General features: G+C 60.8%; 23 protein-coding genes. 12 read left to right on the forward strand and 11 right to left on the reverse strand.

Annotation, left to right across the window (positions count from 1 at the left end; translation table 11 throughout):
* From cysW to oscA, 4 genes are all read right to left on the reverse strand, one after another.
* Nucleotides 1-876, reverse strand: a complete 876-nt coding sequence (cysW, locus tag AAEZ08_RS08450; RefSeq protein ID WP_003284027.1) for a sulfate ABC transporter permease subunit CysW — start codon at nt 874-876, stop codon at nt 1-3.
* A gap of 13 nt (nt 877-889) precedes the next feature.
* Nucleotides 890-1,708 (reverse strand): sulfate ABC transporter permease subunit CysT, encoded by an 819-nt coding sequence (gene cysT, locus AAEZ08_RS08455; RefSeq protein WP_394389431.1) that lies wholly within the window; start codon nt 1,706-1,708, stop codon nt 890-892.
* Between the two features lie 188 nt (nt 1,709-1,896).
* Nucleotides 1,897-2,895 carry a sulfate ABC transporter substrate-binding protein gene (locus tag AAEZ08_RS08460; RefSeq protein WP_500124085.1) on the reverse strand — a complete coding sequence of 333 codons (999 nt, stop codon included), beginning with the start codon at nt 2,893-2,895 and terminating at the stop codon, nt 1,897-1,899.
* A gap of 266 nt (nt 2,896-3,161) precedes the next feature.
* Nucleotides 3,162-3,341: a sulfur starvation response protein OscA gene (gene oscA / locus AAEZ08_RS08465; RefSeq protein ID WP_003284024.1), complete on the reverse strand. Its 180-nt coding sequence runs from the start codon at nt 3,339-3,341 to the stop codon at nt 3,162-3,164.
* A gap of 257 nt (nt 3,342-3,598) precedes the next feature.
* Between oscA and AAEZ08_RS08470 the strand changes: the two genes are divergently transcribed.
* From AAEZ08_RS08470 to AAEZ08_RS08505, 8 genes are all read left to right on the forward strand, one after another.
* Nucleotides 3,599-4,174, forward strand: coding sequence for an RBBP9/YdeN family alpha/beta hydrolase (locus tag AAEZ08_RS08470; RefSeq protein ID WP_394389437.1), 576 nt, complete (start codon nt 3,599-3,601; stop codon nt 4,172-4,174).
* A gap of 47 nt (nt 4,175-4,221) precedes the next feature.
* Complete coding sequence (locus AAEZ08_RS08475; RefSeq protein WP_102820306.1) at nt 4,222-4,860, forward strand: peroxiredoxin; 639 nt, start codon at nt 4,222-4,224, stop codon at nt 4,858-4,860.
* 16 nt (nt 4,861-4,876) lie between these two features.
* Nucleotides 4,877-5,470, forward strand: a complete 594-nt coding sequence (gene ssuE / locus AAEZ08_RS08480; RefSeq protein WP_102820305.1) for an NADPH-dependent FMN reductase — start codon at nt 4,877-4,879, stop codon at nt 5,468-5,470.
* Between the two features lie 98 nt (nt 5,471-5,568).
* Nucleotides 5,569-6,534, forward strand: coding sequence for a sulfonate ABC transporter substrate-binding protein (locus tag AAEZ08_RS08485; protein ID WP_500124086.1), 966 nt, complete (start codon nt 5,569-5,571; stop codon nt 6,532-6,534).
* A 47-nt stretch (nt 6,535-6,581) separates the two neighbouring features.
* On the forward strand, nt 6,582-7,730 hold the full coding sequence (gene ssuD, locus AAEZ08_RS08490) for an FMNH2-dependent alkanesulfonate monooxygenase (protein ID WP_500124087.1): 1,149 nt from the start codon (nt 6,582-6,584) through the stop codon (nt 7,728-7,730).
* A gap of 136 nt (nt 7,731-7,866) precedes the next feature.
* Nucleotides 7,867-8,652, forward strand: coding sequence for an aliphatic sulfonate ABC transporter permease SsuC (ssuC, locus tag AAEZ08_RS08495; protein ID WP_181067428.1), 786 nt, complete (start codon nt 7,867-7,869; stop codon nt 8,650-8,652).
* On the forward strand, nt 8,649-9,464 hold the full coding sequence (ssuB, locus tag AAEZ08_RS08500; RefSeq protein ID WP_500124088.1) for an aliphatic sulfonates ABC transporter ATP-binding protein: 816 nt from the start codon (nt 8,649-8,651) through the stop codon (nt 9,462-9,464). Before ssuC ends, ssuB begins: the two co-directional genes overlap by 4 nt.
* A 34-nt stretch (nt 9,465-9,498) precedes the next feature.
* The gene (locus tag AAEZ08_RS08505) at nt 9,499-9,714 is read left to right on the forward strand and encodes a TOBE domain-containing protein (protein ID WP_500124089.1); all 216 of its coding nucleotides are present in this window, start codon (nt 9,499-9,501) and stop codon (nt 9,712-9,714) included.
* A gap of 165 nt (nt 9,715-9,879) precedes the next feature.
* Here AAEZ08_RS08505 and alaC read toward each other — a convergent pair whose 3' ends face one another.
* The 6 genes from alaC to AAEZ08_RS08535 form a co-directional block, all read right to left on the reverse strand.
* Nucleotides 9,880-11,061 carry an alanine transaminase gene (gene alaC / locus AAEZ08_RS08510; protein WP_102820437.1) on the reverse strand — a complete coding sequence of 394 codons (1,182 nt, stop codon included), beginning with the start codon at nt 11,059-11,061 and terminating at the stop codon, nt 9,880-9,882.
* A 131-nt stretch (nt 11,062-11,192) separates the two neighbouring features.
* Entirely contained in the window at nt 11,193-12,221 is a 1,029-nt protein-coding gene (locus tag AAEZ08_RS08515; protein WP_427703117.1) for a 2Fe-2S iron-sulfur cluster-binding protein, read from the reverse strand.
* 69 nt (nt 12,222-12,290) lie between these two features.
* Nucleotides 12,291-13,196, reverse strand: a complete 906-nt coding sequence (locus AAEZ08_RS08520; protein WP_500124090.1) for a diiron oxygenase — start codon at nt 13,194-13,196, stop codon at nt 12,291-12,293.
* Between the two features lie 328 nt (nt 13,197-13,524).
* Nucleotides 13,525-14,958: a cytochrome-c oxidase, cbb3-type subunit I gene (gene ccoN / locus AAEZ08_RS08525; protein WP_102820298.1), complete on the reverse strand. Its 1,434-nt coding sequence runs from the start codon at nt 14,956-14,958 to the stop codon at nt 13,525-13,527.
* Nucleotides 14,955-15,722, reverse strand: a complete 768-nt coding sequence (locus AAEZ08_RS08530) for an MOSC domain-containing protein (protein ID WP_241491457.1) — start codon at nt 15,720-15,722, stop codon at nt 14,955-14,957. The genes ccoN and AAEZ08_RS08530 overlap by 4 nt, the downstream gene beginning before the upstream one ends.
* A gap of 13 nt (nt 15,723-15,735) precedes the next feature.
* Nucleotides 15,736-16,431, reverse strand: coding sequence for a glutamine amidotransferase (locus tag AAEZ08_RS08535; RefSeq protein WP_500124092.1), 696 nt, complete (start codon nt 16,429-16,431; stop codon nt 15,736-15,738).
* A 28-nt stretch (nt 16,432-16,459) separates the two neighbouring features.
* On the opposite strand from AAEZ08_RS08535, the gene AAEZ08_RS08540 reads away from it, so the two are divergent.
* On the forward strand, nt 16,460-17,758 hold the full coding sequence (locus AAEZ08_RS08540; RefSeq protein WP_500124093.1) for an aminotransferase class I/II-fold pyridoxal phosphate-dependent enzyme: 1,299 nt from the start codon (nt 16,460-16,462) through the stop codon (nt 17,756-17,758).
* A 30-nt stretch (nt 17,759-17,788) separates the two neighbouring features.
* On the opposite strand, the gene ptsJ is transcribed toward AAEZ08_RS08540, so the two are convergent.
* Nucleotides 17,789-19,084, reverse strand: coding sequence for a MocR-like B6 salvage transcription factor PtsJ (gene ptsJ / locus AAEZ08_RS08545; protein WP_500124094.1), 1,296 nt, complete (start codon nt 19,082-19,084; stop codon nt 17,789-17,791).
* 150 nt (nt 19,085-19,234) lie between these two features.
* Between ptsJ and pdxK the strand changes: the two genes are divergently transcribed.
* From pdxK to AAEZ08_RS08560, 3 genes are read left to right on the forward strand one after another with little or no spacing between them, the layout of a single operon-like run.
* Nucleotides 19,235-20,110 (forward strand): pyridoxine/pyridoxal/pyridoxamine kinase, encoded by an 876-nt coding sequence (gene pdxK, locus AAEZ08_RS08550; RefSeq protein ID WP_181067707.1) that lies wholly within the window; start codon nt 19,235-19,237, stop codon nt 20,108-20,110.
* A gap of 5 nt (nt 20,111-20,115) precedes the next feature.
* Nucleotides 20,116-20,376, forward strand: a complete 261-nt coding sequence (locus tag AAEZ08_RS08555) for a hypothetical protein (protein ID WP_058063472.1) — start codon at nt 20,116-20,118, stop codon at nt 20,374-20,376.
* 6 nt (nt 20,377-20,382) lie between these two features.
* Nucleotides 20,383-21,600 (forward strand): aspartate aminotransferase family protein, encoded by a 1,218-nt coding sequence (locus tag AAEZ08_RS08560; protein ID WP_500124095.1) that lies wholly within the window; start codon nt 20,383-20,385, stop codon nt 21,598-21,600.
* The last annotated feature ends 43 nt before the right edge of the window (nt 21,601-21,643 follow it).

Genomic DNA, 21,643 nt, shown 5'->3' on the forward strand with positions numbered 1-21,643 from the left:
TCATTCCTCGGCGTTGGCGTGCAGGCGGGCGATACGCGATTCGCTCCACTGCTTGAGCAGCAGGATCACCACCGCCAGGCCCAGCAGCAGGCTGGCCACGCTGAACGCGGCGACGTGGTTGTATTCGTTGTAGAGAATCTCGACGTGCAGCGGCAGGGTGTTGGTCAGCCCGCGGATATGCCCGGAGACCACCGACACCGCGCCGAACTCACCCATCGCCCGCGCGGTGCAGAGCACCACGCCGTAGATCAGGCCCCATTTGATGTTCGGCAGGGTGATGTGCCAGAACATCTGCCAGCCGCTGGCGCCGAGCAGCCGCGCGGCTTCCTCTTCGGTGCTGCCCTGTTCCTGCATCAGCGGGATCAGCTCGCGGGCGACAAAGGGCACAGTGACGAACAGCGTCGCCAGGACGATGCCCGGCACGGCGAAGACGATCTGGATATCACGATCACTCAGCCACTCGCCGAGATAGCCCTGGGCACCGAACAAGAGCACGTAGATCAGGCCGGCAATCACCGGCGATACCGAAAATGGCAGGTCGATCAGGGTCACCAGCAGGCTCTTGCCGCGGAACTCGTACTTGCTCACGCACCAGGCGGCGGCGACGCCGAACACCATATTGAGCGGCACCGAGATGCCCACGGCAAGCAGGGTGAGCTTGAGCGCCGCCAGGGCGTCGGGCTCGAAGATGGCGGTGAAAAATGTGCCGAAGCCCTGCTTCAGTGCTTCGCTGACGACGATCAGCAGGGGCAGCAACAGAAACAGCGCGAAGACAAGCCAGGCGGCGACGATCAGCAGCCGGCGGCCGAGGGCGTTGCCGCGGCGCGTGGCATTGGCGGTGGCGTTTGCGGTCACCGATAGGGAGGCGGAAGTCATGTCGGTGGCCTCTTCAGGAATGCGCGATGCGGCGCTGCAGCAGGTTGATGAACAGCAGCAGAACAAACGACACCACCAGCATCAGCACGCCGATGGCCGTGGCGCCGGCGTAGTCGTACTGATCCAGCTTGACCATGATCAGCAGCGGCAGGATCTCGGTCTTCATCGGCATGTTGCCGGCAATGAAGATCACCGAGCCGTACTCGCCGACGCCGCGGGCAAAGGCCAGGGCGAAGCCGGTCAGCCAGGCGGGCAGCAGCGCTGGCAGGAGCACATGGCGAACAACCTGCAGTGGACGCGCGCCAAGGCAGGCCGCGGCTTCTTCGACTTCCCGAGGGATATCGGCGAGCACCGGCTGGAGGGTGCGCACCACGAAGGGCAGGGTCACGAAGGTCAGTGCCAGGGTGATGCCCAGCGGGCTGTAGGCGATCTTGAAGCCCATCTGCGTGGCGAACTGGCCGATCGGTCCGTTCGGCGCGTACAGCGCAGTGAGGGCAATGCCTGCCACCGCGGTCGGAAGGGCGAAAGGCAGGTCGATCATCGCCTCGATGATCTTGCGGCCGGGGAAGCGATAGCGCACCAGCACCCAGGCCAGCAGCGTGCCGATCACGCCATTGAGCACGGCGGCAGCGAAGGCGGTGCCAAAGCTCAGCTTCAGCGCCGCCAGCACGCGCGGCGCGCTGACGATGGCGATGAACTGCGCCCAGGAGAGTTCGGTGGTCTTGAGAAACAGCGCACCCAGGGGAATCAGCACCAACAGGCTGAGGTACACCAGGGTGTAGCCCAGCGTCAGCCCGAAGCCGGGTATGACGGGGGAGGTTCGGCGGGACATGACTATTCCTTCGACAGGGCGGACAAGAATCCGCCGTGGTCATCGCGATCCGATTGAGGAGGTTTCGGCTGAAGCGTCACGAGCGCAGCTCAGACAAGGCGAAGGCCGGCGAGGGCCGCGGAGTTTACGGGCTGTAAATGAGCAGGCCCGAGCCGGTCTTCAACGAAGTATGAGCAAGCGCAGTAGCTTCATTCGGTCAGATAGATCTGGTCGAAGAGGCCGCCATCATTGAAGAACTTCGGCTGCGCGGTCTTCCAGCCGCCGAAATCCCCGTCGATGATGACCAGCTTCAGCGCCGGGAACTGGTCCTTGAACTCGGCGGCCACGGCCTCGTTGCGCGGCCGGTAGAAGTTCTTCGCCGCAATGCGCTGGCCTTCCTCGCTGTACAGGTAGTTCAGGTAGGCCTCGGCTACCGCCCGCGTGCCCTTGCGCTCGACGTTCTTGTCCACCACGGCCACCGGCGGCTCGGCGAGGATCGACAGCGACGGCGCGATGATCTCGAAGTTTTCGCCGCCCTGTTCCTTCAGGGCCAGGAAGGCTTCGTTCTCCCAGGCCAGCAGCACGTCACCGATGCCGTTGTTGACGAAGGTGACGGTAGAGCCGCGGGCGCCGGTGTCCAGTACGGGCACGTTCTTGTACAGCGTCCCGACGAATTCCTGTGCTTGTTCCTCAGTGCCGAACTTCTGCTGCGCGTAGGCCCAGGCGGCAAGGAAGTTCCAGCGTGCGCCGCCGGAGGTTTTCGGGTTTGGCGTAATCACCTCGACGCCCGGCTTGACCAGGTCGTCCCAGTCCTTGATGCCTTTCGGGTTGCCCTTGCGCACCAGGAACACGATGGTCGAGGTGTAGGGGGTGCTGGCTTCCGGCAGGCGGGTCTGCCAATCCTCGGGGATCAGCTTGCCGAGGCGATGCAACTCATCGATATCGCCCGCCAGTGCCAGGGTCACCACATCGGCGCGCAGACCATCGATGACGGCACGGGCCTGCTTACCGGAGCCGCCATGGGACTGCTGGACCTTGATCGGCTCATGGCCCTGGGCCTGCCAGTGCTTGTTGAAGGCGTTGTTGAATTCCACATAGAGCTCGCGCGTCGGATCGTAGGACACGTTGAGCAGGGTATCGGCGGCCAGTGCGGGGCCGGCGAACAGCGCGCTCGCCAGGGCGGCGAGGGCGAAGCGACGAATGGACATGGTGCAGCTCCTGAAAAAACTAATTTGTATGTGTTGGCGCATCAGGGGCGGTCGCTGAAATCACGCTGGAAGACAGGCAGGGCGAGGCAGAAGCAGCCTGGCGGGTTGCACCTGGTCTAGCTGTGTCAGGCGGTCTTCAGTGACTCGATTAGCTCCGCATTCGCGGACGACAGCTGCAGTACCGGTGCGTGTTCATGGTCTCGGCTCGTTTCATGGTCACGCCCTCCGGTGGTCCAGTCGGGCTGATGGATGGGGTAGTCGGGAGATCAGGCGTTCTTGCCGGTCGGCTGCAGGCGGAACTTCTCCTTGCGCTCGATCTGCACGACCTGGCCGTTGTGCACGGTGATTTCAACCGAGCCGAACTTGAGGCCGCTCAGGGCACTGTTGATCTCGCGCAGGATGCTGGCTTCGTCCTGCCCCTCGAGGTTGCGAATGGTCGCGGTCATTGCTGTTCTCCGTGAAAGCCTTTCGTGACGACCGGAACGGCCGTAGCCAGCAAGGCGTGGAGCGGATCATAGGTGCGGGCGAAATATTCTTAAAAATATTGTTTAAGAACATTTATAGATCTTTATGGAATAACAAAAAGATTCTTTATCAGTCGGCCTCATATTCTTAAAAAGAATAAATAAAGAATTCTTTATTCTTTTTAAGCGAATCGATCTGCTGTCTAGACTGGCCGCCATGAATCACAGGAGGCGCCGATATGCGCAGCATCCGTTATCTGATCGTGCCGGGCTGGCACGGCTCGCCCGATGAGCATTGGCAGAGCCATTGGCAACGCACCCTGCCGGGCAGCGCCCGAGTGGAGCAGCAGGACTGGCTCCTTCCGCGTCGCGAAGACTGGGTCGCCGAGCTGCAGCGCAGCATTGCCGCTCATGACGAACCGATCATTCTGGTGGCGCACAGCCTGGGCTGCATCACGGTTGCGCACTGGGCGGCGCAGGCGCCTGCGCCGCTGCTGCAACGGGTGCGCGGCGCCCTGCTGGTGGCACCCGCGGATGTCGAACGCAGCGGCTGCCCGCAACCCTTGCGCAACTTCGCCCCGATCCCCCGCCAGCCTTTGCCATTCGCCAGCCTGCTGATCGGCTCGGACAACGACACTGCCGCCAGTGCCGCGCGTGCCGTCGAGATGGGCCACGCCTGGGGCAGCGAGACCACGATCCTGGCCGGCGCCGGGCATATCAACGTGGCCTCCGGGCATCGGCGCTGGGAGCAGGGCTTCGCCAGCCTGTACCGCTTGCAGAGCCGGATCGAGCGACAGGCGCAACGGCGCGCCTGAATCGCTATCAACTAACGCAGCAACCCACGCAAGATAGGAGAACGAAGATGAGCATCCGCCTCGGCGACATCGCCCCCGATTTCGAACAGGATTCCAGCGAAGGCCGCATCCGCTTCCACGAGTGGCTGGGTAACAGCTGGGGTGTGCTGTTCTCGCACCCGGCCGACTTCACCCCGGTGTGCACCACCGAACTGGGCTTCACCGCCAAGCTGAAGGACGAGTTCGCCAAGCGCAACGTCAAGGCAATCGCCCTGTCCGTGGACCCGGTGGATTCGCACATCAAGTGGATCGACGATATCAACGAGACGCAGAACACCCGCGTCAACTTCCCGATCCTGGCTGATGCCGACCGCAAGGTCTCCGAGCTGTACGACCTGATTCATCCCAATGCCAACGACACCCTGACGGTGCGCTCATTGTTCGTTATCGATCCGAACAAGAAGGTGCGTCTGACCATCACCTACCCGGCGAGCACCGGGCGCAACTTCCACGAGATACTGCGGGTGATCGATTCGTTGCAGCTCACTGACAACCACAAGGTCGCCACCCCGGCCAACTGGCAGGACGGCGACGAGGTGGTGATCGTGCCCTCGCTCAAAGACGAAGAGGAGATCAAGCAGCGCTTTCCCAAGGGCTATCGCGCGGTCAAGCCGTACCTGCGCCTGACGCCGCAACCTAACCGCTGAGCGAGGACGATCACCGATGATGGTCGTTTCCCTGGCCGGCAGCCCCAGCCAGCGCTCGCGCTCCGGCGTGCTGCTGGATGCGGCGGGTGACTGGCTGCAGCGCCACGGCGTGGAGGTGGTGCGCTACGCCGTACGCGATTTCGAGCCGGCCGACCTGATCCACGCCCGCTTCGACAGCCCGGTGGTGCAGCGTTTCGCCGAGCACGTCGAGCAGGCCGATGGTCTGCTGGTGGCTACGCCGGTGTACAAGGCGTCGTTCGCCGGTGCGCTCAAGACGCTGCTGGACCTGCTGCCAGAGCGGGCGCTGGCGAACAAGGCGGTGCTGCCGCTGGCCAGCGGTGGCAGCGCAGCGCACATGCTGGCGCTGGACTACGCGCTCAAGCCCGTGCTGGCGGCGCTCAAGGCGCAGGAGATCCTGCAGGGCGTGTATGCCGTGGACCGGCAGATCGCCTATGCCGAGGGCAACCAGCCGGCGCGACTGGATGACGAGCTGCGTGAGCGCCTCGAAGCCGCCGCGTCGCAGCTGCTCGTGGCGCTGGCGCGATGTCCGCGGCCACTCGATCCGCACCTGTTGAACGACCGGCTGGCCAACGCCCGCTGGAGTATCTGAAAACCCGGGCTCCGGCCCCCTGACGCTACACCTCGCCTTACTCCCCCGCCAACGGGTGAGCAGGTTGCTTCCCAATCCGATCGCAGAGGAGCGTGCCCATGAGCACTCGCAACCTGCGTCGAGGACTGGTCGCCCTGCTTGCCGCGACCCTGTTCATCGGCGCTTTCCATGCCCAGGCCGAAACCCTACGGATCGGCTACCAGAAATACGGCACGCTGGTGCTGCTCAAGGCCCGTGGCACGCTGGAACAGCGGCTCGCCGGGCAGGGCTTCGACGTTCAGTGGACGGAGTTCCCTGGTGGCCCGCAGCTGCTGGAAGGGCTCAACGTAGGCTCCATCGACTTCGGCGTGACCGGTGAAACCCCTCCGGTGTTCGCCCAGGCCGCCGGTGCTGATCTGCTCTACGTCGCCCATGAGCCGCCAGCGCCCAGTGGCGAGGCGATCCTGGTGCCGAAGGACTCGCCGATCCGCTCGGTGGCCGAGCTCAAGGGCAAGAAGATCGCGCTGAACAAGGGCTCCAATGTGCACTACCTGCTGGTCCGCGCGCTGGAATCGGCGGGGCTGCAGTACCGCGACATCCAGCCGGTGTACCTGCCGCCAGCCGATGCCCGCGCCGCCTTCGAGCGCGGCAGCGTCGATGCCTGGGTGATCTGGGATCCGTTCCAGGCCGCCGCCGAGGCGCAGCTGCAGGCGCGCACCCTGCGCGACGGCCAGGGGCTGGTCAGCAACCATCAGTTCTACCTCGCGGCGCGCCCGTTCGCCGAGCGCAATCCCGCGGTCATCAGCACCCTGATCGGCGAAATCCGCGATATCGGCCGCTGGGTCGAGGCCAATCCGGACCAGGCCACCGAGCAGGTGGCGCCGCTGCTCGGCCTGTCCCGCGAAATCACCCGCAAGGCGGTGATCCGCCAGGGGTACGGCGCCCGGCTGATCACGCCAGAGGTGGTCCGTGCCCAGCAGCGCATCGCCGACACCTTCGCCGAACTCAAGCTGATCCCCCGAAAGCTGGTCATTCAGGACGCGGTCTGGGCGGCGCCGAAGAGCATCGCCCAGTACCCGGAATAACCCTCATTGCCCACGGTACGCCCGACGAACAAAACGGAGTTCTACCCATGAGTCTCAACATCTTCTGGTTCCTGCCCACCCATGGCGACGGCAAGTACCTCGGTACCAGCGAAGGCGCCCGCGCCGTCGACCACGGCTACCTCGGCCAGATCGCCCAGGCCGCCGACCGCCTCGGTTTTGGTGGCGTGCTGATTCCCACCGGCCGCTCCTGCGAGGATTCCTGGCTGGTGGCTGCCTCGCTGATCCCGCTCACCCAGCGCCTGAAATTCCTCGTCGCACTGCGCCCGGGGATCATTTCGCCCACCGTGGCGGCGCGCCAGGCGGCAACGCTGGATCGGCTCTCGGGCGGTCGCGCGCTGTTCAACCTGGTTACCGGCGGTGACCCGGATGAGCTGGCCGGTGACGGCCTGCACCTGAGCCATGCCGAGCGCTACGAGGCTTCGGTGGAATTCACCCGCATCTGGCGGCGTGTGCTGGAGGGCGACACCGTCGACTATGACGGCAAGCACCTGCAGGTCAAGGGCGCCAAGCTGCTCTACCCGCCGATCCAGCAGCCACGCCCGCCGTTGTATTTCGGCGGTTCATCCGACGCCGCGCACGAGCTGGCCGGGGAGCAGGTGGACCTGTACCTGACCTGGGGCGAGCCGCTGGAAGCCGTGGCCGAGAAGATCGCCCAGGTCCGCGAGAAGGCGGCCCGGCATGGTCGCACGGTGCGCTTCGGCATCCGCCTGCATGTGATCGTGCGGGAAACGGATGCAGAAGCCTGGGCCGCCGCCGACCGGCTGATCAGCCACCTGGACGACGACACCATCGCCCGCGCCCAGGCCTCCCTGGCGCGCTTCGATTCGGTCGGCCAGCAGCGCATGGCCGCGCTGCATGGCGGGCGGCGCGACCGCCTGGTGGTGGCGCCGAACCTCTGGGCCGGTGTCGGCCTGGTCCGCGGCGGCGCCGGCACCGCGCTGGTGGGCGACGGCCCGACCGTGGCGGCACGGGTCAGGGAGTACGCCGATCTCGGCATCGACACCTTCATCTTTTCCGGCTACCCGCATCTGGAAGAGAGCTATCGGGTCGCCGAACTGCTGTTCCCGCACCTGGACATCGCCCAGCCCGAGCGCCCGGCGAGTCGTGGCTATGTCAGCCCGTTCGGCGAAATGATCTCCAGCGACATCCTGCCGAAGGCGGCAGCAGCGAGTTGAGTGGGCGGGGTGGGCTGAACCCCGTCCTACGGGGTAAGTCCCCGCCCCTGCGGTCGGCCTGTGCACATTGAGCCGTTGGTGAAAGCGACCGACCGCAAACCATACGTCAGCGAAATCGAACATACGGAGCAAAACCATGACCTTCAATTCTCTTGGTCAGCGTCTGGCGCCGTGGGCCTTGCCGGTCGCGCTGCTGGCGGCCTGGCAGGGCGCGGTGGTCCTCGGGCTGCTGTCCACCCGTATCCTGCCGGCGCCCAGCGCCGTGCTTGCGGCCGGCTGGGACCTGCTCGGCAGTGGCGAGCTCTGGACCCATCTGGCCATCAGCGGCTGGCGCGCCGGCGTCGGCTTCGCCATCGGCGGCGGCATTGGCCTGCTGCTCGGTTTTATCACCGGGTTGTCGACCTGGGGCGAGCGTCTGCTCGACAGCTCGGTGCAGATGATCCGCAACGTGCCGCACCTGGCGCTGATCCCGCTGGTGATCCTCTGGTTCGGCATCGACGAGAGCGCAAAGGTCTTTCTCGTTGCGCTCGGCACCCTGTTCCCCATCTATCTGAACACCTACCACGGCATCCGCAACGTCGACCCGGCGCTGGTGGAAATGGCGCGCAGCTATGGAGTCTCCGGATTTGCCCTGTTCCGCCAGGTGATCCTGCCTGGCGCGCTGCCGTCGATTTTGGTTGGTGTGCGCTTCGCCCTGGGTTTCATGTGGCTGACCCTGATCGTCGCCGAGACGATCTCGGCCAGTGCCGGCATCGGCTATCTGGCGATGAACGCCCGCGAGTTTCTGCAGACCGATGTGGTGGTACTGGCGATCCTGCTCTACGCGCTGCTCGGCAAGCTGGCCGACCTCGCAGCCCGCGGCCTCGAGCGCGTCTGGCTGCGCTGGCATCCGGCCTATCAGGCCAAGGCGGGTGCGCAATGACCGCGCTGCACAACATCCGTCAGGGCATCCCTCCGGGCGGCGTTCCGCTGGCAATCGAGAGGCTCGAGAGATCCTTCGGCGAGCGTCAGGTACTCAAGGGCATCGATCTGCATATCCCGGCCGGCCAGTTCGTCGCCGTGGTCGGCCGCAGCGGCTGCGGCAAGAGCACGCTGCTGCGTCTGCTGGCTGGCCTCGATCAGCCGAGTCGCGGCCGCTTGAATGCCGGCCACGGGCCACTGGAGGCCGTGCGTGACGACATCCGCCTGATGTTCCAGGACGCCCGCCTGCTGCCCTGGAAGCGCGTGATCGACAACGTCGGCCTGGGCCTGTCCGGCAACTGGCGCCAACAGGCCGAGGAAGCGCTTGCCGCGGTGGGCCTGGGCGAGCGGGCCCATGACTGGCCGGCGGCGCTGTCCGGCGGGCAGAAGCAGCGCGTCGCGCTGGCCCGGGCGCTGATCCATCGTCCACACCTGCTGTTGCTCGACGAGCCACTCGGTGCGCTGGATGCGCTGACCCGCATCGAGATGCAGCAGCTGATCGAACGGTTGTGGCAGCGGCATGGCTTCACCGTGCTGCTGGTCACTCACGATGTCAGCGAAGCGGTGGCGGTGGCCGACCGGGTGATCCTGATCGAAGACGGCCGCATCGGCCTGGACCTGCCCATCGACCTGCCACGCCCGCGTCACCGCGGCGATGCGCATCTGGCGGCGCTGGAGGCGCAGGTGCTCGACCGTGTCCTGGCCTTACCGGCGTCGCCGCCCCAGGCACAGGCGCTATCCCCCCTGCCTACCCAGCTGCGCTGGGCGCTATGACCGAATCACAATCTCATACAGACGGAGCAACGACATGACCATCAAAGCCATCAACGTGCGCAACCAGTTCAAGGGCACCATCAAGGAGATCGTCCAGGGCGATGTGCTCTCGGAAATCGACGTGCAGACCGCCGCCGGCATCGTCACCTCGGTGATCACCACCCGCTCGGTCCGCGAGCTTGAGCTGCAAGTCGGCAGCGAGGTGATCGCCTTCGTCAAATCCACCGAAGTGTCGATCACCAAGCTGTAGCAGGCCGGAGGCCGCTCGGCAGCCAGTTATTTTTTGGCGTGCACACGATGAAGGTTTCGTCGTGAGGTGCTGCATCAGCATATTCCAGAGGGCGGTCGCAACACCAACGGCGCCGCCCGACTGCCAACCTCCGCGTTAAACGCCTGATGATACGTTGAGGCCCAATTACACAACGCCATCAGCCCTTAGCATCGAGCGAATTCCGCGCAGCGCCTGGCGGATGCGGCTCTGGTTTTCGATCAGCGCGAAGCGGACGTGATCATCGCCATACTCGCCAAAACCGATCCCGGGAGAAACCGCGACTTTGGCTTCTGTCATCAATTTCTTGGCGAACTCCAGCGAGCCCAGATGCTGGTATTGCTCGGGAATTTTTGCCCAGACGTACATGGTTGCCTTGGGTTGCTCGACCATCCAGCCGATGGCTCGCAATCCTGAAACCAGTACATCTCGGCGGACTTGGTAGGTTTCAGCGATCTCTTTCACGCAGCCCTGGTCACCCTCCAGTGCGGCTATTGCGGCAACCTGAAGCGGGGTGAACATGCCGTAGTCGTGGTAGCTCTTGATTCGCGCAAGCGCGTTGACGAGTTCGGCATTGCCCACCATGAAACCAACGCGCCATCCGGCCATGTTGTAGCTTTTCGACAGCGTGAAGAATTCGACCGCAACATCCTTGGCGCCAGGCACCTGCATGATCGAAGGGGCTTTCCAGCCATCGAACACGATGTCTGCGTAAGCAAGATCATGCACGACCAATATGCCGTATTGCTTGGCGAGCGCGATCACCCGTTCGAAGAAATCGAGCTCGACGCACTGCGCGGTTGGGTTCGATGGAAAGCCAAAGATCATCATCTTGGGTGTCGGAATGGACTCACGAATGGCCCGTTCCAGCTCGATGAAAAAATCCACCCCTGACACCAGTGGGACAGAGCGAACTTGAGCGCCCGCAATCACCGCGCCGTAGATATGAATGGGATAGCTCGGGTTGGGCACGAGCACCGTGTCCCCGGCATCCAGCGTTGCGAGCATCAAGTGCGCCAGCCCTTCCTTCGAGCCAATCGTCACGATCGCCTCGGTTTCCGGGTCGATCTCGACGTCATACCTGCTCTGGTACCACTGGGTGATCGTTCGGCGCAGCCGGGGAATGCCTTTGGAGCTTGAATACCCGTGGGTGTCGTCCCGCTGTGCGACCTCGCAGAGCTTTGCCACGATATGTGGCGGCGTCGCGCCGTCTGGATTGCCCATGCTGAGATCGACGATGTCCTCCCCTCTGCGCCTCGCTTCGAGCTTCAGCTCTGCGGTTACGTTGAAAACATATGCAGGTAGACGATCAATTCGGCTGAACGCCATTTTGGATGGTGGGGTGGCGGACTGGTTGTTATTGGACATTTGGATCTCGAGAAAAACGAATATCTGAGCGGGAACTCGTGTTGCCAAATCGATGGCTAGCGGCTACTAAACGCTAGCCCCGAAATAGATCATCAGAGCGAAATTGAAACGGCTTTGCCTTGAGGAAAAGAACAGCATGCCAACGCATAACCGGCCAACCGCTCGGTTGCTCTTAACGCAAAGTCTGCGCTGCGATGTATGTCGCCACTGGTGACACGAATCTTGCAGCTACCACAGACTCCAGTTCGGCATTGGCTCTTTATCGGAATGGCGTGCGCTTCGAGCCCATCGAGCAATGACTGGCCCGAATTCATAACGAACTCCTGGTCGATCCCCTCGATATGTAGCGTGATAGGGTCGGGACTAGCCTTCGTGAGTCCGTTCGTTTCTGGAGCAGAGAACGACTCAATGAGATAACGCGCGCGCTGGTAGATTTGGTTGCACTGCTCTTGAAGCGACAGCGCGAAACTGTGGCTCCCACAAATGACCACCATATCCGGTTGCCCATACTCTGCGAGCAATGAGGCCTGTATACGGCCACTTTGGAATTGAACCGTGCTGTGCCGGAGCGGGTTGCGAGTAATGAAGAAGCGAACGCTGAACCAATCGGTGCTCATGTCCAGCCTGAGCAGTTCGCTCAGAAAGGGGATATCAGTTACGTCTGGCGCGCTTAGAAAGAGAGTGGTCTTGGGCACAGGAAGCCCCACTTCGTGAAGCGCCGAGAGAGCTTGGATAAGCCCGTAAGGAAGCGTGATTCCGATGCCGCCGGCCAGCAATACCAGCTCACGAACACCGATCAAGGCTTCAGGTGTGATTTCACCCGCGGCTCCCGTCGAGCCAACCAAAGCGCCTTCTGTTAGGTCGGCGTGGAGCCTGTCCGAAACCCCATCGCGCCCCGTTCGTTGAACGGCAATGACTATCAAATTAGCTTCGGGCTTTTCGGTAATTGTGTAGTTGCGTCGCTGTTGTACGCCGTTGCCGTCGGGGAACACGATTGTTATGTACTGTCCTGCCTTGAAGCTGGCGCTATGATCGATATTTAGAATACGTAGCTTAAATGTCTTCACGTTCCTTGCTACTTCGCAAGCCTGTTCGCATCGAAGAAAGATGAGATCTTCCATGGGGGCCTCTATTGGCTGTTAATTCTGCATTATTTTTATGTGTCTATAGCGCCTGATGAAGCGACAGGTCTAAAGGCCTATGCGTTCAATAAGATTTTCCACGGAATCGGTGTAGACGTTTATCTCGCCGAGCTCCGAGCTATCATGAATAATTTCTTTGTAATGGGGGAGGCCAGCAAGTACGAAAGCATGCTCCCATGCGTTCAGTTCGTTGTTGGCGAACATGGATACGGTTTTTCGGATGATGTTCTGCAGGTGATTTTTCTCCGACAGGCTCAGACCATTTACAATATCGGCTGCCACGAAGCTGAACACGCTAGAGTGGCTCCACTCGTCCATTGCGTGTGTCTTTGTTACCTGATGGCAAATTTTCTGGATCGAATCATCTTCGGCCATTGTCTTGAGATAATCCGTAATCAGTGTTTCGCTGGCACATGCAATGCCGAATCGGGTAAGGCGTCGCTCCCATTCTGCGGTGCAATCCCCAATTACCTCGTTGCGCCATTTGATCAAGTTGAAATCGGTGAAGCTGAAATATTCTAGATTTCGGCGATCGTAAATGTAGTTGCAGGCGCCTAAGGACATTTTCGTGTGCAGTGCTTCATCGAGAAGCGCCTCTGCCATGACGTTTTGCAGAACTGCGCGGTTGTTTGTGTTGCTAGGTGGCGTCTTGATTATGTCCTCGCATGCTGGAGTGACAATGTCGCATTCGATATAGATCGTTATTAAGTTGTAGATGATCCATGCGTACGACAAGCATCGTGACTTGATTTCCTCTGGCGCGCTTGTCCATGCTTCGTGGTTACGGAAAGGCAGAAGAGACTCGCTGTAGTCATTTCGACTGGGGTCAAAGGCGAGTTCGTTGTATTTGGCCTGTGGTTTATTTACGGCTGCCCTTGTTTCCCAAAGTTCAGAGAGTTTGTTGAGCATATCTGCCACGGAGTTGTGCTGTTTTGCTGGTTGCGCTGCGTGCATGATGTTTCTCCCGTTTGATGATCATGTAGTCGAATAGTTGTCTTTATTTGTTTCGGCTCTATTACGGGTTGATGCCGTTTGTCGGTGTTCGTTTAAATGATTTTTTTGAGGCGGCCGAGGCCACTGGCGCATTAAAGGCTTCGCCATTTGCGTGGTTTCTAAGTTAGCGTCGACTATGCTTCAAATAGTATCTGTGGCTTATAGGAGGGCTCGTCGACAAACGGAAGTAGAGAAGCATCCAGAGCATCTTGATCTGTCAGCCTCAGTATCGAATAGGCAAGGAGCCCGGAGCTGACTAAAGTCCCGGTTAGCAGCATTAATAAACCCATTAACTTGCCTCTGCTGTGGAGGGGTATCGAGCAGGGCTCAGCTGCTGCACGGGGGTAGCCAACGTGCGCCACGCGTTGTAGGCCATCAATATCATCCCAATCACGAAAAGGGACCCGCCCACAAGGCGAACTAAATAACCCGGATGACTCGCTTCCAGCGTTTCAACGAATGAATAGGTCAGGGTGCCGTCATCATTTACTGCTCGCCACATCAAACCCTGTGTGATGCCGTTAACCCACATTGAGGCGATGTAAAGAACGGTTCCTGCTGTTGCGAGCCAGAAGTGCACGTTGATTAGCGTGACGCTGTACATTTGTTTCTTTCCCCATAGCTCGGGGATCATGTTGTACAGCGTGCCGATGGATATCATGGCTACCCACCCCAGGGCACCCGCATGGACGTGGCCGATGGTCCAGTCGGTATAGTGGGAGAGTGCATTGACGGTCTTTATCGCCATCATCGGGCCTTCAAAAGTCGACATGCCGTAGAACGCGAGAGAGACCACCAGGAATCGAAGGATTGGATCAGTGCGCAACTTATGCCACGCGCCTGACAGCGTCATCATGCCATTGATCATTCCGCCCCAGCTTGGCGCAAGCAGAATAATTGACATGGCCATGCCCAAGCTTTGAGCCCAGTCTGGCAGGGCGGTGTAATGCAGATGGTGAGGCCCAGCCCAGATGTATAAGCTGATAATTGCCCAGAAATGCACTATCGAAAGACGGTATGAGTAGACTGGTCGGTCAGCTTGTTTGGGTACGAAGTAGTACATCATGCCAAGAAAGCCGATCGACAGAATGAAGCCAACCACGCTGTGCCCATACCACCATTGGATCATTGCATCGGTCGCTCCCGAGTACATGGAGTACGACTTAAGTAAGCTGACCGGCACCGCCACATGGTTAATGACGTGCACCATTGCGGTCACAATGATGAATGCCCCGAAGAACCAATTTGCCACATAGATGTGCTGCGTGGTCCGCTTCGCAATCGTTCCGAAGAAGACGTAACAGTAGACTGCCCAAACAGCGGTGACCCAAACGGCGATTGGCCACTCCATCTCTGCGTATTCTTTCGAGGTTGTATAACCCAGAGCGTAGCTGGCAATCATTGCTACGATTGCTAACTGCCATCCCCAGAATACAAAGCTCGCGGCGTAAGGCGATACAAGTGGAGTCTTACATGTTCGCTGCACTACGAATAAGGAGGTGGCGAACAATACGCTGCCGCCAAAAGCAAAGATGACAAGGTTTGTATGGATTGGGCGGACCCGGCCGAAACTTGTCCATGGCAAATCAAAGTTCAGTTCTGGCCAAACGAGCTGCGCCGCAATGAGTGCGCCCATCCCCATGCCCAGAACGCCCCAGACAAGCGCTGCCAACGTAAACTGGCGAACCACTTCATAATTGAACGTGTCATTAATGTTTTTCACTTCTCGTCCTCGCCGGTGAAACGGTGGAACCGGCGCGCTCTGGGCGATAACGCATCATCATGCGATTCGCCGGCATTGAGTTCCGGCCCGCCCAGTCGCTTGGCCCAGGATTCAACAGTGCTGGTCTTGATGCGATTCGCCACAATCTTCTGCCAGGAGGGTGGCAATCGAAGCGACTGCAAACGCACCAGTGCGTCCAGGTCCATCGTGTTGATGTAGAGGAGTTGCAGCACGCTACGCAGCTGCCACTCGGGGTGTGGGCGTTCGAGCAGGTTCAGCGTCGCGCCGGCTTCGATGACGCCCGGCTCAAGCACTCGGTAGTACCAGCCAACTTTGCCGCTACGCTGCATTTCGAGCGCTGCGCCCTTGGTGCCAAGCCGATCATCGAGCTTCCAGCAGGGCTGACGAGTCTGGGAAACCTCCAGCACTGTGGTTCCGCACGAGAGGATGTCGCCCATGCAGATGTTTTCTTCGGTTAGCCCTACGGTCGATAGGTTTTCGCCAAAGGCGCCGGGAGCGCTTAGTAGCGGCCGATCGCCGAACGTTTGCCTCCAGTGGTGATAATGCTCGTACGGGTAGTGGTGGATGGCCTTGTCCGGCCCGCCATGCACACGCCTATCACCTTGCTCGTCACCTTCGAGCCCCTCAAACCCGACCCTGACCGACCCTATGCGCGGTCTTTTATCGATTCCACTGAAGGTCTCGGGCCGCGTGAATGGCACAGCTGTTCCGGTCATGATGGTTTGAATCTTCCCGAGTAGCATCTATGCGGCTCCGTCAGTTCCTATCCAGCCAGGACGCAAACACCGTCTGCGCGGCCGCGAGCAGTTCGTCCGCGCATGCCTGGGCTTGATCTCTGATGACGCGCGGATCGAGCTTGATGCTGTCGAGCTCACCTGCATGGCCGACCAGCCAGTGCTCGATACGCTGCGGATTGGCCTCAAGGTGGAATTGCAGGGCGAGAACCGAGTTGCCTACCGAAAACGCCTGGTTCGGGCAGGTGTCGGTTGCTGCCAGACGCGTCGCTCCCGCTGGAATTTCGAACTGATCGCCATGCCAGTGCAGTACCGGCACGCCGCTACTCAAGGGCTCAAGGCAGGACTGCAGGCCCTCGTCCGTGAGCGATATCGGCGCAAAGCCGATCTCTTTCTTTTCCATTGGACCAACGTTGCTGCCCAGTGCCCGTGCTATCAGCTGAGCGCCAAGGCAAACTCCCAGTATTTTCTTACCGCACTGGAGGCGTTGTTCGACGAATGAGAGGACGGGCTTCAGGAATGGGTACTTCGCTTCGTCGAAAGCCCCGATCGGGCCGCCGAGAACGATGACCAGATCGTGGGCTGACGGATCGAGGCCGGCAAACGAGTCGAGGTTCGCGTCCAGTGTTTCAATCTGGTATCCGCGGCCATCAAGAATCTGCTGCAGCGAGCCGAGATCTTCGAAAGCGAGAAAGCGAACGACAAGGGCGGTTTGCATTTATGTACCAATACAATATAATGAATGTATGAATACAATAGCTAGCGGATCGACCGCTGTCGAGATCGCTGAGTCGATCGAACAGCAAATTCGTTCGGGTTTTTACCCGGATGGCGCCATGCTGCCTGCCGTCAGAGCTCTCGCGCAGCAGCTTCAAGTCAGCCCAAACACTGTGGCGGCGGCCTATAAGCTGCTGCGTGATGCCGCCCTGATAGTTACCGACGGACGGCGCGGAACGCGTGTAGCAAGCGAGATGCCCACGGCCGAAACGCAAACCACTATTCCTGAGGGTTTGCGAGACATGGCCTCGGGAAATATCGATGGGGCTACGCTGCCCGCCATCGAGGCGGGCTGGCTCACCGAGAGCCAGTCCGGTTATGACGTGCAAAGCAATGATCCGCAGCTGCTGGATGTTGCAGGCCAGTGGTTGGCTGAGCAGGGCGTTCCGTGTCAGCAGCTGGGCATTTACTCGGGAGCGCTCGATGCGGTAGAGCGCGCGCTCCGCCTTCGGTGCCGACCAGGCAACAAAGTGATTGTGGAAGATCCCTGCTGGCCGCCGGCGCTTGCGTTACTGGCAAGCTTGCGACTCAAGGCCGTTCCTGTCCCGGTAGATGCGGAAGGCGCGTTGGCTCCATCTGCCGAAGTCCTCCGCTCGGCCGCTGCAGTCATTCTTACCCCGCGTGCTCACAACCCCACCGGGTTTTGCATAAGCGAGCGCCGATGGAAAGAATGGCTCGACAACCTTGCAGGCGCGCCCGATACGCTGCTCATCCTCGATGACCATTGGGGGCCGCTCAGTGCTGCCAACCCCTTGAGTTTCACTCGCGAACCTCTCAGTTGGCTCTACGTCGTGTCGGTCAGCAAGTTCCTGGGGCCTGACCTGCGCGTTTCGGTGGTAACCGGCAGCCCCAGCGTGCTCAAGAGCATGCACCATCAGCAGACGCTCGGCCCCCGCTGGGTCAGCCTGTTGCTGCAAAGGCTTGCAGGGCATCTGTGGCAGAGGATGCTCGATAGCAGTCGCCTAGCGGCGGTGGGAGCCGAGTACTTGGGGCGGCGTTCGGCGCTGATTCAGGGGCTCAACGATTTGGGCATAGCTGTGCCTGCTCAGGGGGAGGGCTTGCACGTGTGGTTGCCTGTCTCGGACGAAACCTCCGTTGTCCAGACGCTGGCATCGCTGGGCTGGGCCATCCAGGCCGGATCGCCGTTCAGGCTGGAAAGCCCGGCGGCCGTAAGGATCAGCATCGGTAACCTGAACCCTATTAGCGTGCCGGCATTGGCGCGCGATGTCGCGCACGCCTTGAAGCAGCGTCGCCGCGCGGTGAATTGAGCGGGGCAGGAAACCGCTCGGTGCGCCGAATCAATTGATACAGAGACTTAGATCTTCGGCGAAGCGGACGGCCTGGTCCGCGTCCATCATCGAAACGGTTACACGGATGCCGCGCACCGGCTCTTGAACGGTGAAGCCCGTGCCGCTGCGCACGACCCAGCCCCGCTGGGCCAGATGCAGGATGATCGGCTCGACGTCCTCATTAATCGGGACCCAGACGTTGAGCCCGTCACATGGCTGGTGAGGCTGAATTCCCTGACTGCTCAGCGCGTTGATCAGAAGATTTCGGCGATGCGTGTAATCCGTTCGAGCACGTTCGATCTGCTCTGTGACCAGGGACGAAGTCAGGCAGGTATGCGCGATGTCCTGCAGAAGATGGCTCACCCAACAAGTACCTGAAGCCAACCGTAACCGAAGCCGCAGCGATGTTTCCCGATCGCTGCCGATAGCCGCGAGCCGCAGATCCGGACCCAGCGCTTTGGATACGGAGCGGATCAGCGCCCAGCGTCGGCAGGAGGGGGGGATGACCTGGTGAAACTCCGCGTTGGATAGCAATGCGAAGTGATCATCCACGAGCACCAGCACCTGCGGGTGTCGTTCAAGCACGGCGCGTATTTCTGTTGCCCGCTCGGCGCTCACGCTCGCGCCGGTTGGGTTGTGAGCGCGAGGTGTGATCAGTACGGCCTGTGCACCCTTCGCCAGGGCAGCCTCCAGCACATCAGCCTGCATCCCTTGCTCGTCGACAGGTACGCCGACTGCCTGCAAGCCAGCGATGCGCAGCGTGTTGATGCTACTGATGAAGCACGGGCTCTCGACCACAACCTTGTCGCCAGGCACCAGGTAGGCGGCCAGCAGACGCTCGACAGCGTCCACAGCCCCGTGGGCCAGGTCGATCTCTGGAGGCGAGGGGCAGTCGTCGGCCAACCATTGATAGGCCACGTCCTGAAAGCCCGGATCAACCGGTGCGTCGCCATAGAGTCGCAGGCGCGGTTGCCGCTGTGCCAGTGCGAGCGCCGGGTCGGGTAGCCACATCGGATTCGGGTTACCGCTCGACAAGTCGGTCAGTCGAGAATGACCGATACCGCCTTCCTGCTCACCGGGCCCGACTGTTTCGCAAATAACCGTGCCCAGGCGACCTCGGGTCTCGGCAACGCCTGCCGCGACCAGGCGCTTATATGCAGCGGCGACGGTATTGCGATTGACCCCCAGCTCCGATGCCAGTTGGCGAACGGGCGGCAATGTCTGGCCGGGACTCAGCTGTTGCGCCTGTACCTGGCTTCGTATCGTTTCGAAGATGTCGTTTGCGGTCTTGCTTATAATTTTCATATTGTCCTATGACAATGTTTACTTGGGCACAGGACAATCTTACACTTTGCCAAAGCGGTTGCTACCTCAGGGGCAATCGGATCGACGCAGCTAGAGCTGCGAACCGCTTCAGCCGTGGATCACCAGCAGGCTGCAATTGGAGTATGTGTGATGGCTGTGAGCATCGATTTCGCCGGCGTTTCGGGTACTGAGCCGCTTCCACTGGACGTGATCTCGATTCAATCGCAGGTGGTCTATGGGTGCGTTGGTAACAGCATCGCGGTGCCTGTCCTGCAGGCAAGCGGTCTCTGCGTCGGCGCCGTGCCCACCGTCGTACTCAGCAATACCCCCCACTACCTAACCCACCATGGCGGTGCGCTTCCGACCAGCTGGTTCGCCGGTTACCTGAAAGATCTGGAGGCGCGCGGTGCCTTGCGTTCGGTGAGAACTGTCCTCGTGGGTTATCTGGGCAGCACCACGCAGGCGGCGGTCCTGGCCCGTTGGTTGGGCACGGTATTGGAGAAATTTCCCAATATACGCGTTCAGTTGGACCCAGTCTTGGGTGATGACGACTGCGGTATGTATGTAGAGCCGGCTATGGTGAATGCCTTTCAGGCTCATTTGCTCCGGTTCGCCCACGGGCTCACGCCAAACGCATTCGAGCTGGCTCGTCTGTCCGGCCGCTGTGTTGAAACTGTCGAGCAGGTTATCGACGCCGCACGCAGCCTGATCACCGGGCGGACTCAATGGGTCGTCGTCACCAGCGCAGCTCAACATGAATGGCCAGGCGAGCGCATGTACGTGGTGGTGGTGACGAAGGAATACGCGCAGGTAATCGAGCATGAGCGCGTCAACGTATCGCCCAAGGGCACCGGAGATTTCTTCAGTGCAGCTCTGGCCGCCTCCCTGTTAAAGGGTGCGGAACTGACAAATGCCGTTGAGGCGGCCTGCCGTCAGGTTATTGATTCTCTTGCCCTCACACTTCAAAGCAACTCGACCGAGCTGCGCTTACCAGCGATCGGATCCTCTCTCTGCGCCAAGGAATGACCGTCATGCCTATCTATCGTCTGAACATTCGCCGTGACCAAAAGCACCTTGGCCATTTCGAATCCGATACGCCATGGGCGTTGGAAGCGGTGCAAGACATCGCTCAACGTCTGCCTGCAGCCGAGGGCTATTGCATCGAGATGCAGGTATCTGATGGCGAGCGCCGCTACCTGGAGGTCGGGCCCAGTGGAATCCGAGTGCTGGGTACCGAGCACAGCTTCCGGCCAGTCACACAGCGTTCTGCGCTTCTAGCACCGGTGGAGTAAGGGTTCATGGACGATCAGAATTCACACCTGATGCATGCCTATGCCAGGCAGCCGGTTTACTTCACCCGCGGGCAGGGCGCCCGCCTTTGGGACACACACGGGCGCGAGTATCTCGATGCGATTGCGGGAGTTGCCGTAACCAATCTCGGCCACTCTCACCCTGAAATAACCGCAGCCATTGCCGATCAGGCGGGCCGTTTGATGCACACCTCGAATATGTTCGGCATCGAGTGGCAGGACTCGCTCGGTTCGAGGCTTTGCGCGATATCCGAAATGCGTCGAGCGTTTTTCTGCAACTCGGGAGCGGAGGCAAACGAGACGGCGCTGAAACTGGCGCGCTTGCACGCAAGCCGGCGAGGCGTGGCCCATCCGCTTGTAGTGGTAATGGAGAACAGCTTTCACGGCCGCACACTCGCAACGCTGGCCGCAACCGGTAACCCCGGCGTGCAGCGTGGCTTCGAGCCACTTATGCCGGGATTCATGCGGGTGCCATACGCCGACATCGACGCGGTAAGGACGCTCGCGTCGCAGTTCTCAAATATCGTCGCGGTGCTGGTCGAGCCAGTCCAAGGCGAGAGCGGCGTACGCATTGCGCCGATTGAGTACATGCAGGCGCTGCGCGACCTTTGCACGGCGAACGACTGGCTGTTCATGGTCGATGAGGTACAGACCGGCTTCGGTCGCACCGGGGCATGGTTCGGGTATCAGCATGCGGGAGTGTTGCCGGACGTGATCACCTTGGCCAAGGGTCTTGGTAACGGCTATCCAATCGGTGCGTGTCTAGCCAGAGGCACCGCGGCGGACCTCTTCTCGCCCGGCCACCACGGCTCTACTTTTGGCGGCAACCCGATGGCCTGTCGAATTGGCTGCACCGTCGTCGATGTGATGGAGCGAGATCGCATACCGCAACGTGCGAGAGTCATGGGGCAGCGCCTGGAAGGCGCTCTTCGCCAGGGGCTCGCGGGGTGTGAAGGCGTTGTAGCGATTCGCGCACTGGGGCTGATGGTAGGCATCGAGCTCGATCGTCCATGTACCGAGCTGTTGACCTGCGCATTGAAGGATGAAGCCCTGCTGATCAGCGTTTCGCGGGAAAGGACGATCCGCCTGCTGCCGGCTTTGATCTGCTCCGAAGCAGAGATCGATGAAATAGCCGTCCGCCTGTCTCGCCTGGTCTGGCAGTGGTCGCGGCGCTGCTTCAATTTGTGCGTGAGCGATGCCGTGTGATCAAGCGCTGCTGCGCATTCTGGATTAGCCGGCAGTTCACCGA

This window comes from Pseudomonas sp. E45-MNA-CIBAN-0222 (genome assembly GCF_040310405.1).
Taxonomy (GTDB): Bacteria; Pseudomonadota; Gammaproteobacteria; order Pseudomonadales; family Pseudomonadaceae; genus Stutzerimonas; species Stutzerimonas stutzeri_AC.